Origin of the sequence: Psychrobacter sp. I-STPA6b (assembly GCF_020662265.1) — a bacterium.
In the GTDB taxonomy this organism is placed as follows: domain Bacteria; phylum Pseudomonadota; class Gammaproteobacteria; order Pseudomonadales; family Moraxellaceae; genus Psychrobacter.
In genome coordinates, this window is sequence record NZ_VEWM01000080.1 from 199,180 (window position 1) to 214,081 (window position 14,902).

Here is a 14,902-nt window from a genome sequence, read left to right on the forward strand (position 1 = left end):
TCTTAATTATCATTCGGGTTCGGGTTCGGGTTCGGGTTCGGGTTCGGGTTCGGGTTCGGTGCTGAGGATACAGGATTTGGTGGCGTATCTGTCAAAGAAAACTGCCAACTGATAGGTACTGATTGACTGCCCAACTGGTAAACATAGTCTATTGTGATGCCTTTTGGTAAAAGAGCTGGAGTCATTATCTTCTGTTGGGGTTCTTGTTGTAACCCTAAGCTTTCTGCAGGATTCGTTTTATCTGGAAAAATAGAAATAGGTTCAGGAGTCAATGCCTGAAAATGTCCCTCACTGATTTCTGCTAATAAAACACTTTCAACTGGAGTTTGATTTTCTAAATCACTAAGACTTCGAAAACGCTGACGAAGTAACCGATTATCTGCTATGCGATAAACAACACGCTCCAATAATGCTGAGTTTTGATAACGAGGATCAGGATCAGCAAAACGGATAAAACTCATACTATTGGCTGATAGTGTAAATCCATTTGCTTTAGTATCAGTTGACAAGCTCTCACTAGCACTTGTTCCATTATCAAGTTGGTATGGGACAACTTGTGCCATATCTTTTTGAATTTGCAAATAAGCATATTGCATTTCACTCAATGCCGTAGCCTGTAGCTGCGCCCTTTCTTTACTTCGATTTAAACCATCAAATACTTGCCAACCTACTACAGCTAATACTGCAAAAATACTCATCGCTACCATCAGCTCAAGTAGAGTAAATCCAGACTGGGAAAATGTATTATTATTTTTCACAAGTTCAGTCACTCACGGATGGGCAATGACTGATAATGTATGGATAAATCTGTTGCGTTATATATCATACGTATCAATCATCTTGGGGCTGTTTAATAACGGCAGTCACATCTGTCACTGTATTTTTCACTTGACCGTCAACGATTGGTGCAACCTGTACAAAAACTTGATTCACCTTCAAACTATCATCCACACCTTCTAGCGGTGTAGGCGTTATGATAACTTGCCACTCTCTACCTTGAGAGGAGACCTGTTGAGTCTGTTCAGATGTAAGCCATTTCTTTTGGATACGTAAATCTGCTACTGTATTCTGTGCAACAAAATTAGCCAAAGTTTGTGTTTTAAGATGGTCTACTGAGCGTAAATATGTACCACTTGCCTGACTCGCCGCAATTGCTACACCTGCTAAAATAGCCAGTGCCACCATCACCTCAATCAATGTAAACCCTTGTTGAGCAGGCACAAGCTTTACTTGCTCCCTATTCTGGTTTACAGCTTGATGAGATATAGCCATTAACTTTGACCCACCTGAATATGTCCATTTGGCATCACAGTAATTACTTCACCTACCAATCTACCATGATAACGTACCTCAATGGTCACAGGAGAAGCCTCTCCAGTACCATACCACAATGCACTGGGTACATCTGTACCCAAAAACCAAGGCTGTAATGGCTGTTGTGATGCCGCTTGTTCAGATAAAGGAGAGATTTTTAACACCACATCTGGAGGAAGCTCTGGCAAGCTGATACTCTTTTCGAGCTGCCATGTGGGTTTTTGTGACTCTCCCTCAGTATTCATGGCAGACAGCTCCATCATATTTTTAGGCTGATCACCATTTGATGCAACTGGATAACTTAAATGTTCGTATGGGTTCTCTAAGCTCAAAATCACTGGCTTAGTCTGTCCATCATGACCAGACTGCAATGCCAATCCCATCGGTTGCATCTGTTCTGCTGATACCAATCTGACATATTGTAGAGAATCTATCAAATGCTCATAGAACGCTCTATTTTTTCGTACCTCAGTACTACCAACAGAGAGTGTCATCATTCCAGCAAATACGGATAAAATCACCACCACAACCATAATCTCAACCAGTGTAAAGCCAGATTGTTTTTGCTGTTGGTGTAATGAGCTAATAGACGGACGTTGAGGTAGCTTATGATCCATCAATAACAAGACATACATATAAAAATGCCTTTGGTTTTATCCGTATTTAATGAAGTTAAACAAACTAATACGTAGACTGACGTTGATGTTGCTCATTTTCTAAATCAATTTGATTGACCAAATCAGTCACATCATCACTCTCTGTATCAGTATGTTGCTGATAAGGATACTGTTTTGGTAAGTCTAATATCTGTTTCACAAGGGCATAACGCAACGTATCACGCCGTCCTAAATAGCGTTGGTAAAAGCTAGAGTTTAATAACCCCGCACCACCTTGTCCCATTGCCCAAATGGTTGACAGATAATCTCTGGTATTTAAGCCACTGTTTTGGCTTTGGATATACTGGCTAGTAATATCTATTAAGCGCTTCATTCGCGCACGCCGTATATTATACAACTCACCAAACATGCGATTTAATCCAGTTGCAGAAGAAGCTAATCGCTCTTCAATCTGGTTTAATAGCAATGCCTTTTGTGGATTCAGTAACTGCTGGAGTATCATTCTTGATACACCAGCAGATGGAGCATCATCAATGTTATTAATCAAAAATAGCTGCTCTTCATAGCGAATAATAATTCGCAGATACAACTCATCTTTACTAGCAAAGTGCTTGTATAATGTTCCCTTTGCTAGGTCAAGCTGGTCAGCCAAGCTATCTAATGTAATATCTCCATTACCTGTCTCCAGTAGCAACTGCTCCGCCATCGCTAATATATTTTCTTCGCGTAGTTTAAATTGCTGCTGCCGACTCATGTATTCTCCTAACTTTACTGGTCACTCCGTTATGACTGGATAGTCATTAACTATCCCATAGCATACCGATTTTCATCATATTGTGCCAGTAGATTATCAAAATTTTTTGCGGTTAATTCACCAACGGCTTCTACACTTATACCAAATAAATCTGCCAAACAACTAGCAACATAAGGCACATAAGCGGGTTCATTCGGCTTTCCTCGCTTAGGTACAGGTGCAAGATATGGGCTATCAGTTTCTATTAACAGTCTATCACGCGGTACTTTTAATGCAGCATCACGCAGGCTTTGGGCGTTTTTAAAACTAACAATACCCGAAAATGAGATATAAAAGCCCAAATCCAATGCCTGTTTTGCCGTCTCCCAGTCTTCAGTGAAGCAATGAATAATACCATGCTCCGCTTTTTGTGTTTTAAGTATGTCTAATGTATCATGTTTTGCTTCGCGAGTATGGATTACTAGGGGTTTTTTTAAAATTTTACTGGCTTGAATGTGACGAACAAGGCTGGCTTGTTGCTCAGCTTTATTTTCATCACTCCAATAATAATCCAAACCTGTCTCACCAATTGCCCAAACTCGTGAGGGGCTTGCCATCTCAACCAAACGCTCAACAGTCGCTGATTGTAATACTGCCAAATCCTCACAAGGATGAACACCGACACTCATACCCAGTGTCAAATCCTCATCAGCATACTGCTGAACAATGTTAACAATTTCATCATGCTCAGCAAAGTCACACATAATTGCCATCGCTCGACTCACATTGGCTTCTTTCATGGCATCAATCACACCTTGTAAATGACCATTGTGTTTTTCAAGATTAAGACGATTAAGATGACAATGACTGTCTGTAAACATAAAATAATTCCAACTTATAAACAAATATAATATTATATTAACAATAATAAAACGTCACCAAAGGATAATACATTGAAAATATTTATCCGTAAAATCAAAAGGTTACTAATCAAATTACCAAAGAAACTCTATAAAAACCGCTTTGTGATAACCGATAAAGGTCTTCACAATCAGTTTATGATTCATACAGAGAACCATATTATTGGTAACTGTCATATTACAATCCGTCAAGGTGAGCATAACCAAGTCAATATTGGTGCACAAGGAAAATTTAACAATCTCTCAATCAGTATTAATGGCAGTCATAATACAATACAAATTGCAGATTGCGTCAAATTTTCTGGTCACCTATTAATTGTTGGTAGCCATCTACACATCAATATAGATACACTAACCACAGCGATTGACTGCTACATACTAGCACGTGACCGTAGTGTCAGTATTGGCTCAGAATGTATGATTTCTAGAGGCATCGAAATACGTGCAACCGATGTGCATAAAGTTTATGATGAAAAAACAGGGGCAAGAATTAACACAGCCACTTGTGATATTTGTATTGGCAAGCATGTATGGATTGCCGCCAATGCCACCATTTCAAAAAATGTTCAAATTGCCAATGGCTGTATCATTGCTGCTGGCTCTTTTGTTAATAAATCTATTACCACCCCTAACTGTATCATCGCAGGTCGCCCTGCTAAAATAGTCAAAACAGGTATACGCTGGGAGCGATAAAATCAAGCTTTTCTTTTCAAAATCAAAAACTACCCCAACGGTACAACTCTCATAACTTCTTCCATCGTTGTCACACCCTCAGCAATGCGTTTTGCACCTGCCAGCCGTAAAGGTTGTACACCTTCTTTATACGCCTGTTGCTTAATTTCATCTAACTTGGCATCACTGGCAACCAATTTTTTTAACTCATTAGATAAAGTCATGATTTCATACAATCCAACACGTCCCTGATAGCCTGTATTTCGACAATGCTCACAGCCCACTGCATGATACAACTTCTCTGGCAAACTGGCTCTCCAAGGGCTGACCAACTCTGCCCACTGTATCGCTAACTCACTATTCTCTGCCACTACTTGCTGACTTTTACAATGTGGGCAAAGTGTGCGTACCAAACGCTGAGCCACCACTCCCAAAATGGTCGCTGATGTCAAAAATGGCTGTACGCCCAAATCATGTAAGCGAGTCAAGGCACTGGGCGCATCATTGGTATGTAACGTGGATAATACCAAATGCCCTGTGAGTGAGGCTTGTACCGCCATATTTGCCGTTTCATTATCACGAATCTCACCAACCATAATAATATCGGGGTCTTGACGCATAAGTGAACGAATACCATCTGCAAAATGCAAATCCACGCCGACATTAATCTGCATCTGATTAAACGCAGGCTCAATCATCTCAATCGGGTCTTCAATGGTACAAACATTGACCTTCTCTGTGGCTAACTGCTTTAAGGTACTATATAGCGTTGTTGTCTTCCCTGAACCTGTCGGACCTGTTACCAAAATAATGCCATTAGGACTGGCTGTCATCGTCTGCCACATGTCTAACTGCTTACCTGACAACCCAAGTTGAGCAAATGAACGCACCAATACTTCAGGGTCAAATACCCGCATGACCAACTTTTCACCAAAGGCTGTTGGCAATGTTGATAAACGTAATTCCGTCTCTTGCCCTTTTGGTGTACGTGTTTTTAAGCGTCCATCTTGTGGTTTACGCTTTTCGGCGACATTCAATCGTCCTAAAATCTTAATACGTGCCGTCACCGCTCGCATAATGGTTGAAGGCATCTCATAGACGGTATGCAAAACCCCATCAATACGAAAACGTACCTTGCCTGTCTCACGGCGTGGCTCTAAATGAATATCACTGGCTCGTTGCTCAAACGCATATTGCAACAACCAATCAACCACTTTAACGATATGCTGGTCATTGGCATCAGGATTACTACTATCGCCCAGTTGCAATAGTGCTTCAACATTTTGAATATTAGCCGCATCCCGTTTATTGGCTAAGTTCGCCCCTGCAATGGCATGCGTTACTTGATAGAATTCTTGACGAAAACGATTTATCTGTGCAGGGCTGATATAAACTGTAGAAAATGTTTTTGGCTTAATGATATGAGCAATATTGCTGTGCCAATCTGTATAAAATGGCTGGTCAGTACCAATCACAACTTCTGTATCAGTAATGGCAATCGGTAAAATATATTGACTACGGGCATACTCAAACGCCATGATTTTAGTGATGCTTGGCACATCTACTTTTAACGGGTCAATACGAACCACGGGCATTCCTGCTTTATCTGCCAACCAATGATTGAGCCATGATAAATCTAGCTTTTGCTTATTAGCTTGCTGACTGGATAAATGAAACTCAGCGATTACCTGTAAGGGATGCTTATCTTTATCACGACGGCTGGTCATGACCAGATTGTATTCACGCTGGTCAATGATGCCATCTGATAACAACTCATCAAGACACCAACGCAAATCAACGGTCATAGAAAAATCAGGAACGGGCATATTTAGTCACTTAGTTTATTTATATATTTATAACGTCTGTTTATTCTAGTTCACTTCTTTGGCTTCTACCAGCCAAAGCACTCCATCTTCTTCCATTTTAAAGCCAATATCAATATTTTTATAACGCATCACAAACATCTGACCTACTTCATGTTGGAGATAGGCAGGACGTGGGTCTTGAGCAATGAGCTGACAAATAGTATCAACATCAGCTTTGCTTAGGCTATTTTGATTGGTAGTGGTAGAAGTCATGGCATCAAACTGCTGTTGCATGGTTGCTGTCATTTCTACCGCCTTTATCTTTGGAGCTTGCGGTGCAAATCCACTAACGGCATCCATTATCGCATCACTATAAGCAACATATGGCTTAATATCAACAATCGGCGTACCATCCACCATATCTGCACCTTGAATGTGCAATATCACCTTGCCTGCTCGATTTTCTACCTCCAATAAACGAACAACTGATAATCCAAGTTGTGCAGGACGATAGGTACTACGCGTGGCAAAAACCCCCAGTTTTTTATTACCACCCAATCGTGGTGGGCGCACTTGTGGTTTAAAACCAGTTTGAGGTTGATTATGATGCGTCTGCCAAGTTACCCAAAGATGACTAAAATCAGCAATACCAACAAACGCATCTGGCGTATCATAAGGTGCTACCATCTTAATATAACTGCTAATATCAACCAAATTCGGCTGACGAGGAATGCCAAATTTTTGTGATAATGGTGAATGATGATAACCAATAATGGGAACGGTTAATGAATGTTGCATAAGTTCATAACTGCCTAATTTTAAAATGCACAAATCAAGGTTTGTCAGTGTAAAGCTTTAGAATGATAAAGCATGCTAAAGTAACATATTACTGCAAAAACTATCCACAAAAAGTCATAAGGCTGTTATATATATGCTCCAACGCAAAATCATCCATCTGGATATGGATGCTTTTTATGCCAGTGTTGAGCAACGAGACCACCCCGAATATCGTGGTAAACCATTGGTCGTTGGTGGTAATCCAAACGGACGGGGGGTTGTTGCCGCTGCCAGTTACGAAATCCGCCAGTTTGGGGTGCGCTCTGCCATGTCCTGCTTTGAAGCAAAAAAACGCTGTCCCCATGCTATTTTTGTGCGTCCTCGATTTGAGGTATATCGTCAAGTTAGCCAACAAATCCGCCAAATCATGCACACACTCACCCCCTTAGTTGAGCCTTTATCACTTGATGAAGCCTATCTTGATGTCACAGGTATCGAGCTTTATCAAGGCTCAGCAACACTTATGGCAAACTGGCTACGTGGCGAAATCTTTCAGCAAACGGCATTAACTGCCTCTGCGGGCGTTTCTTTTAACAAAATGCTGGCAAAAATTGCCTCAGACATGAATAAGCCTAATGGCATTGCAGTTATCACACCAGCACAAGCAAGCGACTTTATCAACACCTTACCCATTGAGCGTTTTCATGGCATCGGTAAAGCCACCGCCTCACGCTTACATACTCTTGGTATTCATACAGGTGCTGACCTACGTGCAACTGAGCTGAGCCTTTTGACCCATGAGTTTGGTAAACGTGGTCACTTTTATCACGAAATCGCTCATGGTCGGGATAACCGCCCTGTCAAGGCTGAGCGCAAGCACAAATCCATTGGCTCAGAAACCACCTTTACAGATAATCTCTCTGATACGGAGCAACTACTCAGCCAAATCTATACACAAAATGCGGATGCTTTTATGCAACTCAATAAAAAAGGACAGTTGGCTCACACCATTACCCTAAAAATAAAATATGCTGACTTTACCCAAATTACCCGTAGCCATACCCTACATACGCCCTTTCCTAATGCCCAATCTGCCCACTATTGGTTACAAAAGCTATTGGCTGATGTCCCTCGTCATCTACCCATTCGCTTGGTCGGTGTTACATATTCCAATCTTATCAGTAGCTCTACACCTGCCATTCAACCAGACTTATTTGATTAAAAACCCAAATTTACAACTGGTCAATTTTCAAGACTACTTATCATCACTGATGAATACGAAGTTATCACTTAATGCAGTCATTTCTGCTAAACTAACGCCTTTTATTTTCACCACATTCTTATATCTAGTAAACGACCAAAATTATGACCTCTCAGCCTTATCTCAGTGTCAATGATTACGACTACAATTTACCCGACTCACTTATTGCCCGCTATCCTTTGGCTCAACGCTCTGCCTCTCGCCTACTGTCTGTCAATAATACACAGATACAAGATAAGCAGTTCACTGATTTGCCTGACTTATTAAATACAGGCGACTTGATTGTATTTAATGATACCAAAGTTATGAAAGCCCGACTCTTTGGACAAAAGGACACTGGTGGTAAAGTTGAAGTATTGGTGGAACGCTTAACCGACGACCCCACACTCACACAAGGAAGAGCACATGTGGCTTTATGCCATGTGCGCGCCAGTAAAGCTCCAAAACTTGCACAGATGCTACAGCTAGCAGATGGTAACATGCACTGTGAAATGATAGGACGATTTGAAAACCTATTTATCCTTGCCTTTGATGCACCCATCTTACCAAATCTTGAAAAGTATGGTGAGCTACCCATTCCACCATATTTTGAGCGTCATGCAGATGAAACAGATAATACTCGCTATCAAACAGTATTTCATGACCCCAGTAAACTTGCCAGCGTCGCTGCTCCGACTGCCAGTCTACACTTTGACGATAACGTACTACAACGCCTTGAGGACAAAGGTATCCAACGTGCTTTTGTAACTTTACACGTTGGTGCAGGGACATTTGCCCCTGTAAAAACCGACAACTTACTGGAGCATACGATGCACAGTGAATACGCTCATCTGCCTCAAGCCACTGCTGACTTAATCTTACAAACCAAACAAGCGGGCAGACAAGTCATTGCCGTCGGGACAACAGTCACTCGAGTCTTAGAAACAGCGTATCAAAAAACAGTGGATACGCATCGTCCTTTATCCACATGGTCAGGTGATACGGATATATTTATCTATCCAGGTTTTAAATTTGGTGTGGTTGACCGCCTAATCACTAACTTTCATTTGCCAAAATCCACCTTATTAATGTTGGTATCTGCATTTGCTGGTAAACAAAACATAGAAAATGCGTATCAACATGCCATCAACGAGCAGTATCGTTTCTTTAGCTATGGCGATGCAATGTTGTTAGATAAGGCAATCACTAGATAAGCAAATGTAAGATAGTCTGTTGTCTATTAACACCTAAATATTAAACCCAGTGATGATGTTATAATTAGTAACTGCTAGACTTAGAATCTATTAAGGTCTATTAAATTTAAATATAGTCATCATACATTTTTTGTTTTAAATAAGTGAACCATCATGCAATTTACTCTACATAAAACCGCCACTGGTAACACCCGAGCCAGACGAGGTACCGTTCATCTGGCACATGGTGACGTACAAACCCCTGCCTTTATGCCCGTTGGCACTTATGGTACGGTCAAAGGCATGTTACCACGTGATATTCATGCCATTGGTGCAGATATTATTTTGGGTAATACCTTTCATTTATGGCTACGTCCCACCACCGAAATCATTGATAAATTTGGCGGATTGCATGAGTTTATCCATTGGGATAAGCCCATTTTGACCGATTCAGGCGGTTTTCAGGTATTTAGCCTTGGGGCAATGCGTAAAATCAAAGAAGAAGGGGTACACTTTAAATCACCCATTGATGGGGCAAAAGTATTTTTATCGCCTGAAATTTCTATGCAAATTCAGTTTTCCTTAAACTCTGACATCGTTATGCAGTTTGATGAATGTACCCCCTACCCTACCAGTCATGATGAGGCAAAAAAATCCCTTGAATTATCGCTACGTTGGGGGCAACGCTGTAGAGATGAACATCAAAAGTTGGGCAATAAAAATGCTTTATTTGGCATCATTCAAGGCAGTATGTATGCCGATTTGCGTCAACAGTCGTTAGCAGGTTTGCTAGATATTGGCTTTGATGGCTATGCCATTGGTGGGCTGTCAGTTGGTGAGCCCAAAGAAGAGATGATTAAGGTGTTAAATTATCTGCCTGATGATATGCCAGCCGACAAACCTCGCTATCTAATGGGGGTTGGTAAGCCTGAGGACATCGTTGAGGCGGTACGGCGTGGTGTAGATATGTTTGATTGTGTCATGCCGACACGTAACGCCAGAAATGGACATTATTTTGTCACTGGTAATGCTGATAATAAAGGCATTGTGCGTATCCGTAACAGCCAATATCGTGATGATTTATCACCTCTTGACCCCGAATGTGATTGCTATACCTGCCAAAACTTTAGCCGAGCTTATCTGTATCATTTGAATAAATGTAAAGAAATGCTGGGGGCACAACTTGCCACCATTCATAACCTGCGTTATTACCAACGTTTAATGGCAGGTATTCGTCAAGCGATTGATGAGGATAATTTTGATGAATTTGTGGTGGACTTTTATAACAAACGAGGGCTTGATGTACCTGCGTTAGAATTAGAATAGTCGTTTAGCTGGTCATTAATTAGTAGTTCGTTGGCTATATATAGCTCACATATTAAAAAACCACCCATAAAATTTATGGGTGGTTTTTTAGTAGTTTTACTTATTCAATCGTTAAATTAACTGACTAAGCTTATAATACTATTGATAAAAACAATAATCACACCAATGGGAGCAACAAATCTAGATACGATCATCCACAAACTCCACATACCTTCTGATAAGTTCAGCTCCTCTTTGATACTCTTTTGATTTAATACCCAACCAACAAAAATAATCGCCATCAATCCTGTCAATGGCAACATGATTTTACCTGTCAAATTATCTAGGAAATCAAAAATATTATTACCAAAGATGAAAACTTTATCCCAAACATTAAAGGATAACAATGCAGCGATACCTAATGCCCAAATTGCTAAACTAGCAACAACGGCTGACATCGTACGATTCATTGGGGTACGCTCTTCTAAAAGCTCAACTGATGGTTCAAGCAGTGAAATAGATGAGGTCAATGCAGCAAAGGTAATTAATAGGAAGAATAATGTTCCAATTAACGTGCCACCTGTCATGCTACCAAAAGCAATCGGTAAACTAACAAATACCAATCCTGGTCCTGCATTAGGATCAAGCCCATTACTAAAGATAATAGGGAAAATTGCCAAACCTGCAACTAATGCAATCACTGTATCTAAAATTACTACAGTACGTGCTGTTTTAAATAAATTCACCTCTTTACCTAGGTATGAACCATATGCCACCATAATACCCATACCTAAAGATAAGGTGAAGAAGGCATGTCCCAATGCCTCTAAAAGTACTTTATCACCACCTTCACCTGTTAGTTTACTTAAATCAGGCGAGAACATATACTCCACAGCATCAATAAAACCACCGTTAATGATATTATAACCAACAATCACTACTAAAATCACACCCAATAATGGCATCAAAATTTTAGCAGCCTTTTCAATACCACTGGCAACACCAATTGCCACAATGATGGCAGTTAATACCATAAAGATAGTGTGCCACATGGTTAATACTTGTGGGTCAGCCAACATACCTGTAAAAATAGTTTCAATAGCACCACTGTCTTGCCCAACAAAACCACCAGTTACTGCTTTAAGCGTATAATTTAATGCCCAACCACCAATGACACTATAAAAGGATAAAATTAAGAATGCCCCTAAAATACCAGACGCACCAACGATACCCCAAGCTTTTGTCTTACCATCTTGTCTTGCTACATCTTCAAATGAATTAATTGGATTTTTTTGACCACGGCGACCAATTAGCCACTCTGCAACTAAGATAGGAAAACCAATCAAAGCAATACAAAATAAATAGGCAATGACAAATGCTGCCCCACCATTTTCTCCGACCATATAAGGGAATTTCCAAATATTGCCCAAGCCAACAGCTGAACCTACTGCGGCTAAAACAAAGCCGAAGCTAGAACTCCACTGAGCATGTCCTTGTTTTTTTGTCGTCATTTGACCATCCTTAATACTGTCACCAGATACCATCACAACTAAACACAAATCCAATCTTGTATCTATTTGCCTTTGTATCTACAACAATATTTGCATAATAAAAAAGTTAAGTAGGTTTGATTACATAGAGTAATCACTAAGTTTCATCTATGAAACATAAAATGTCAAGCATATATAAAGAAAAAACCATAACAAATAGTTATGGTTTTAAAGAATAATTTTGAATATTTCTAATTTTGTAGAAAGGAAATTAGCGTACAACGCCACGCTTACTTTGCGTTAAAGAAGCTATTAATAATGCAACCATTGGCTCTTGTGGTAAAAGCTCTTCTTCTAATTGCACGATGGCTTGCTTTGTGGTTAATCCTGAACGAAAAATGACTTTATAAGCCTGACGCAATATATTAATCGTCTGCTTTGACCAGCCTTTACGGCGCATGCCTTCTAAATTCAGACCGTGTGCATTGGCTGGATTACCTGATACCATAGTAAAGGCAGCCACATCTTTTAAAATTAAACTAGCACCACCAACTAAGCTATAATCATCAATTCGACAAAACTGATGGATACCAGAGTTACCACCAATCACAGTATAATCACCTATTTGTACATGCCCAGCAACTCCAACATTATTTGCCAGAATATTATGATTACCAATCAAACAATCATGAGCAATATGCGTATTTACCATAAATAAGTTATGACTACCAATCTTGGTTAGCCCTTTATCCTGAGCAGTACCTCGATGGAAGCTGCAAGCCTCACGGATGGTATTATAATCACCAATCTCTAGCCATGTCTCTTCTCCAGCATACTTTAGATCCTGACAATCCTCACCAATACTAGCAAATTGATAAATCTGATTATGCTGACCAATACGTGTATTCTTAGTGACTACAACATGACGATGTAACACTGTATGCGCCCCAATACTGACATCATCTCCAATGATACAATAAGGTCCAATAACTGCCGTATCATCGATAGTGGCACGATTTGATACAATAGCAGTGGGGTGGATTTGACTCATAAAACGTGCCTTTAACCAAATAAAACAATTAAACAATCAATATTTTATTAATAAAAAGCAACCAAATATAAGACAGCTCTTTATCAACAATACATCCCTAGAATATCCGTGCTAGACGGTTTGCATACTACGCTTATCTTGCCGTGCAATCATTACCTCAGCACTGGCCGCTAGCTCATCTTTGACATGCGCTGTACAAGCAAACTTATAAATACCACGCTTGTTCATGACGTTCTTTGCCCGAATAATGAGCTGATCACCTGGTACGACCTGACGTTTAAACCTGACTTTATCAACACCTGCAAACAGATACAAATAGCCATCCTCGGCCGTTAATCCCTCACTAATAAAACCTAAGATACCCGCCACTTGAGCCATTGCTTCAATCATCAATACACCAGGCATAATTGGTTCATCAGGAAAATGCCCTTGGAAAAACTCTTCATTTATTGATAAGTTTTTATAAGCAGTAATCCACTCATTGGGACGGCATGCCGTCACCCTATCTACTAGCATAAATGGGTAGCGATGTGGTAGATAACGCTTTATTGTGGCATATCTTAGTGGTAATGTTAGCTGTCTTTGAGCCAGTGCATCAATATCTTGCTCAGTCAATAAATCTGAGTCATCAAAACATGGATTAGATACTTGTGGCATATAAATTTCCTTATTACAATTATTATGATCCATCATTCAATGTATCACGGCTTATCTATAACTTTACTGTCTTATTTTTTACCCATCTGCCGAAAACGCACAGCAGCTCTACGCCATTCTGCTGATGGCATTGCTACTGTTCCAGAAGAATAAGAGCCAGACTGAGTAATGGATTTAGTAACTAATGTTGTACCTGTAATGGTCACATCATCAGTAATCGTAAGGTGACCTGAGATACCAACTGCCCCGCCAATGATACAACGCTTACCGATATGGCTACTACCTGCAATACCGGTTTTAGCCGCAATGGCGGTTCCTGCTCCAATAGTCACATTATGTGCAATCTGAACTAAGTTGTCGATAATCACATTATCTGCAATGACTGTATCATCAATAGCCCCACGGTCAATACAGGTTTGACTACCAATCCGTACATGATTACCAATAATCACTCTTCCAAGTTGGGCAATACGTGTCCAGCCTGCTTGGGCAGTATCGGCACTGGGAGCAAACCCAAAGCCTTCTGAGCCAATACTGGCATGGGCATGAATGCGAACATCATCACCAATCTGGCAATCATGCGCTATCACAACTTGTGAGCTAATGACACAATGCTTACCAATACAAACCCTGTCTTCGATAGCAACATGGGCAGCAAGAGAACAACCATCACCAATACAAACTTCCTCACCGACAATACTATAAGCACCAATAGATACACCTTCACCAATGATAGCAGAAGGTGCAATAATGGCAGTGGGATGTATCTGTGTTTTAACTGAAGTCTGTACTGCGAATAGTTGCGATACACTGGCATATGCTTGATAAGGGTTATTAACAACTAATGCCAAAGTACCTGTAGGTGCTAGGTGTTGTTGCTTTGGATGCAAAATTACTACACCTGCATTTGTTGTTTGCAAAGCATCTGCATATCGGGGGCTAGCTAAAAAGCTCAATTGCCCCGATTTTGCATCTACCAGATTTGCTACTGAATCTAGTGGCTTAGAAAGCTGTATCGCACTTAGCTTGTCTTGATTTAATACAGGCTGATTAGGCACAATTTGTTGGATAACTTGCTCAACTGTTATTTGTGTCATAAGCGATACTTACTCACTATCATCTAAATTT

General features: G+C 40.3%; 15 protein-coding genes. 4 read left to right on the forward strand and 11 right to left on the reverse strand.

The annotated features are described in order from the left end of the window. Positions 1-2: 2 nt before the first annotated feature. From gspJ to FHK88_RS10725, 5 genes are all read right to left on the reverse strand, one after another. A complete protein-coding gene (gspJ, locus tag FHK88_RS10705) occupies positions 3-758 on the reverse strand; it encodes a type II secretion system minor pseudopilin GspJ (RefSeq protein WP_227430738.1) in 756 nt (251 codons plus the stop codon). 73 nt (positions 759-831) lie between these two features. Beyond that, positions 832-1,272, reverse strand: coding sequence for a type II secretion system minor pseudopilin GspI (gspI, locus tag FHK88_RS10710; RefSeq protein ID WP_227430739.1), 441 nt, complete (start codon positions 1,270-1,272; stop codon positions 832-834). Next, a complete protein-coding gene (locus tag FHK88_RS10715; RefSeq protein ID WP_227430740.1) occupies positions 1,272-1,949 on the reverse strand; it encodes a type II secretion system protein in 678 nt (225 codons plus the stop codon). The genes gspI and FHK88_RS10715 overlap by 1 nt, the downstream gene beginning before the upstream one ends. 46 nt (positions 1,950-1,995) lie before the next feature. Next, the gene (locus FHK88_RS10720; RefSeq protein WP_227430741.1) at positions 1,996-2,685 is read right to left on the reverse strand and encodes a TetR/AcrR family transcriptional regulator; all 690 of its coding nucleotides are present in this window, start codon (positions 2,683-2,685) and stop codon (positions 1,996-1,998) included. A gap of 50 nt (positions 2,686-2,735) precedes the next feature. Beyond that, positions 2,736-3,545: a TatD family hydrolase gene (locus FHK88_RS10725; RefSeq protein WP_227430742.1), complete on the reverse strand. Its 810-nt coding sequence runs from the start codon at positions 3,543-3,545 to the stop codon at positions 2,736-2,738. A gap of 177 nt (positions 3,546-3,722) precedes the next feature. Here FHK88_RS10725 and FHK88_RS10730 point away from each other — a divergent pair, with 177 nt between their 5' ends. Next, positions 3,723-4,277: an acyltransferase gene (locus FHK88_RS10730; protein ID WP_227430743.1), complete on the forward strand. Its 555-nt coding sequence runs from the start codon at positions 3,723-3,725 to the stop codon at positions 4,275-4,277. Positions 4,278-4,306: 29 nt separating this feature from the next. Here FHK88_RS10730 and FHK88_RS10735 read toward each other — a convergent pair whose 3' ends face one another. Then, on the reverse strand, positions 4,307-6,082 hold the full coding sequence (locus FHK88_RS10735) for a GspE/PulE family protein (protein ID WP_227430744.1): 1,776 nt from the start codon (positions 6,080-6,082) through the stop codon (positions 4,307-4,309). A gap of 45 nt (positions 6,083-6,127) precedes the next feature. After that, entirely contained in the window at positions 6,128-6,859 is a 732-nt protein-coding gene (tsaA, locus tag FHK88_RS10740) for a tRNA (N6-threonylcarbamoyladenosine(37)-N6)-methyltransferase TrmO (protein WP_227430745.1), read from the reverse strand. A 133-nt stretch (positions 6,860-6,992) separates the two neighbouring features. Here tsaA and dinB point away from each other — a divergent pair, with 133 nt between their 5' ends. The 3 genes from dinB (at position 6,993) to tgt (ending at position 10,597) form a co-directional block, all read left to right on the forward strand. Next, on the forward strand, positions 6,993-8,060 hold the full coding sequence (dinB, locus tag FHK88_RS10745; RefSeq protein ID WP_227430746.1) for a DNA polymerase IV: 1,068 nt from the start codon (positions 6,993-6,995) through the stop codon (positions 8,058-8,060). Between the two features lie 143 nt (positions 8,061-8,203). After that, entirely contained in the window at positions 8,204-9,292 is a 1,089-nt protein-coding gene (gene queA, locus FHK88_RS10750) for a tRNA preQ1(34) S-adenosylmethionine ribosyltransferase-isomerase QueA (protein WP_227430747.1), read from the forward strand. 153 nt (positions 9,293-9,445) lie between these two features. Beyond that, complete coding sequence (gene tgt / locus FHK88_RS10755; RefSeq protein WP_227430748.1) at positions 9,446-10,597, forward strand: tRNA guanosine(34) transglycosylase Tgt; 1,152 nt, start codon at positions 9,446-9,448, stop codon at positions 10,595-10,597. A gap of 116 nt (positions 10,598-10,713) precedes the next feature. Here tgt and FHK88_RS10760 read toward each other — a convergent pair whose 3' ends face one another. The 4 genes from FHK88_RS10760 to lpxD all read right to left on the reverse strand — a co-directional run bounded on the left by FHK88_RS10760 (position 10,714) and on the right by lpxD (position 14,871). Then, positions 10,714-12,087 (reverse strand): sodium-dependent transporter, encoded by a 1,374-nt coding sequence (locus tag FHK88_RS10760; RefSeq protein WP_227430749.1) that lies wholly within the window; start codon positions 12,085-12,087, stop codon positions 10,714-10,716. A gap of 250 nt (positions 12,088-12,337) precedes the next feature. Then, positions 12,338-13,117 carry an acyl-ACP--UDP-N-acetylglucosamine O-acyltransferase gene (gene lpxA, locus FHK88_RS10765; RefSeq protein WP_227430750.1) on the reverse strand — a complete coding sequence of 260 codons (780 nt, stop codon included), beginning with the start codon at positions 13,115-13,117 and terminating at the stop codon, positions 12,338-12,340. A 111-nt stretch (positions 13,118-13,228) separates the two neighbouring features. After that, positions 13,229-13,774 carry a 3-hydroxyacyl-ACP dehydratase FabZ gene (gene fabZ / locus FHK88_RS10770; RefSeq protein ID WP_227430751.1) on the reverse strand — a complete coding sequence of 182 codons (546 nt, stop codon included), beginning with the start codon at positions 13,772-13,774 and terminating at the stop codon, positions 13,229-13,231. A 71-nt stretch (positions 13,775-13,845) separates the two neighbouring features. Next, complete coding sequence (lpxD, locus tag FHK88_RS10775) at positions 13,846-14,871, reverse strand: UDP-3-O-(3-hydroxymyristoyl)glucosamine N-acyltransferase (protein WP_227430752.1); 1,026 nt, start codon at positions 14,869-14,871, stop codon at positions 13,846-13,848. Positions 14,872-14,902: the final 31 nt, after the last annotated feature.

What these genes read in the sequence shown, in the direction of transcription:
- gspI (WP_227430739.1), bottom strand. Translation starts at nt 1,272, where the DNA reads ATGGCTATATCTCATCAAGCTGTAAACCAGAATAGGGAGCAAGTAAAG.
- FHK88_RS10715 (WP_227430740.1), bottom strand. Translation starts at nt 1,949, where the DNA reads ATGTATGTCTTGTTATTGATGGATCATAAGCTACCTCAACGTCCGTCT.
- FHK88_RS10720 (WP_227430741.1), bottom strand. Translation starts at nt 2,685, where the DNA reads ATGAGTCGGCAGCAGCAATTTAAACTACGCGAAGAAAATATATTAGCG.
- FHK88_RS10725 (WP_227430742.1), bottom strand. Translation starts at nt 3,545, where the DNA reads ATGTTTACAGACAGTCATTGTCATCTTAATCGTCTTAATCTTGAAAAA.
- FHK88_RS10730 (WP_227430743.1), top strand. Translation starts at nt 3,723, where the DNA reads ATGATTCATACAGAGAACCATATTATTGGTAACTGTCATATTACAATC.
- FHK88_RS10735 (WP_227430744.1), bottom strand. Translation starts at nt 6,082, where the DNA reads ATGCCCGTTCCTGATTTTTCTATGACCGTTGATTTGCGTTGGTGTCTT.
- tsaA (WP_227430745.1), bottom strand. Translation starts at nt 6,859, where the DNA reads ATGCAACATTCATTAACCGTTCCCATTATTGGTTATCATCATTCACCA.
- dinB (WP_227430746.1), top strand. Translation starts at nt 6,993, where the DNA reads ATGCTCCAACGCAAAATCATCCATCTGGATATGGATGCTTTTTATGCC.
- queA (WP_227430747.1), top strand. Translation starts at nt 8,204, where the DNA reads ATGACCTCTCAGCCTTATCTCAGTGTCAATGATTACGACTACAATTTA.
- tgt (WP_227430748.1), top strand. Translation starts at nt 9,446, where the DNA reads ATGCAATTTACTCTACATAAAACCGCCACTGGTAACACCCGAGCCAGA.
- FHK88_RS10760 (WP_227430749.1), bottom strand. Translation starts at nt 12,087, where the DNA reads ATGACGACAAAAAAACAAGGACATGCTCAGTGGAGTTCTAGCTTCGGC.
- lpxA (WP_227430750.1), bottom strand. Translation starts at nt 13,117, where the DNA reads ATGAGTCAAATCCACCCCACTGCTATTGTATCAAATCGTGCCACTATC.
- fabZ (WP_227430751.1), bottom strand. Translation starts at nt 13,774, where the DNA reads ATGCCACAAGTATCTAATCCATGTTTTGATGACTCAGATTTATTGACT.
- lpxD (WP_227430752.1), bottom strand. Translation starts at nt 14,871, where the DNA reads ATGACACAAATAACAGTTGAGCAAGTTATCCAACAAATTGTGCCTAAT.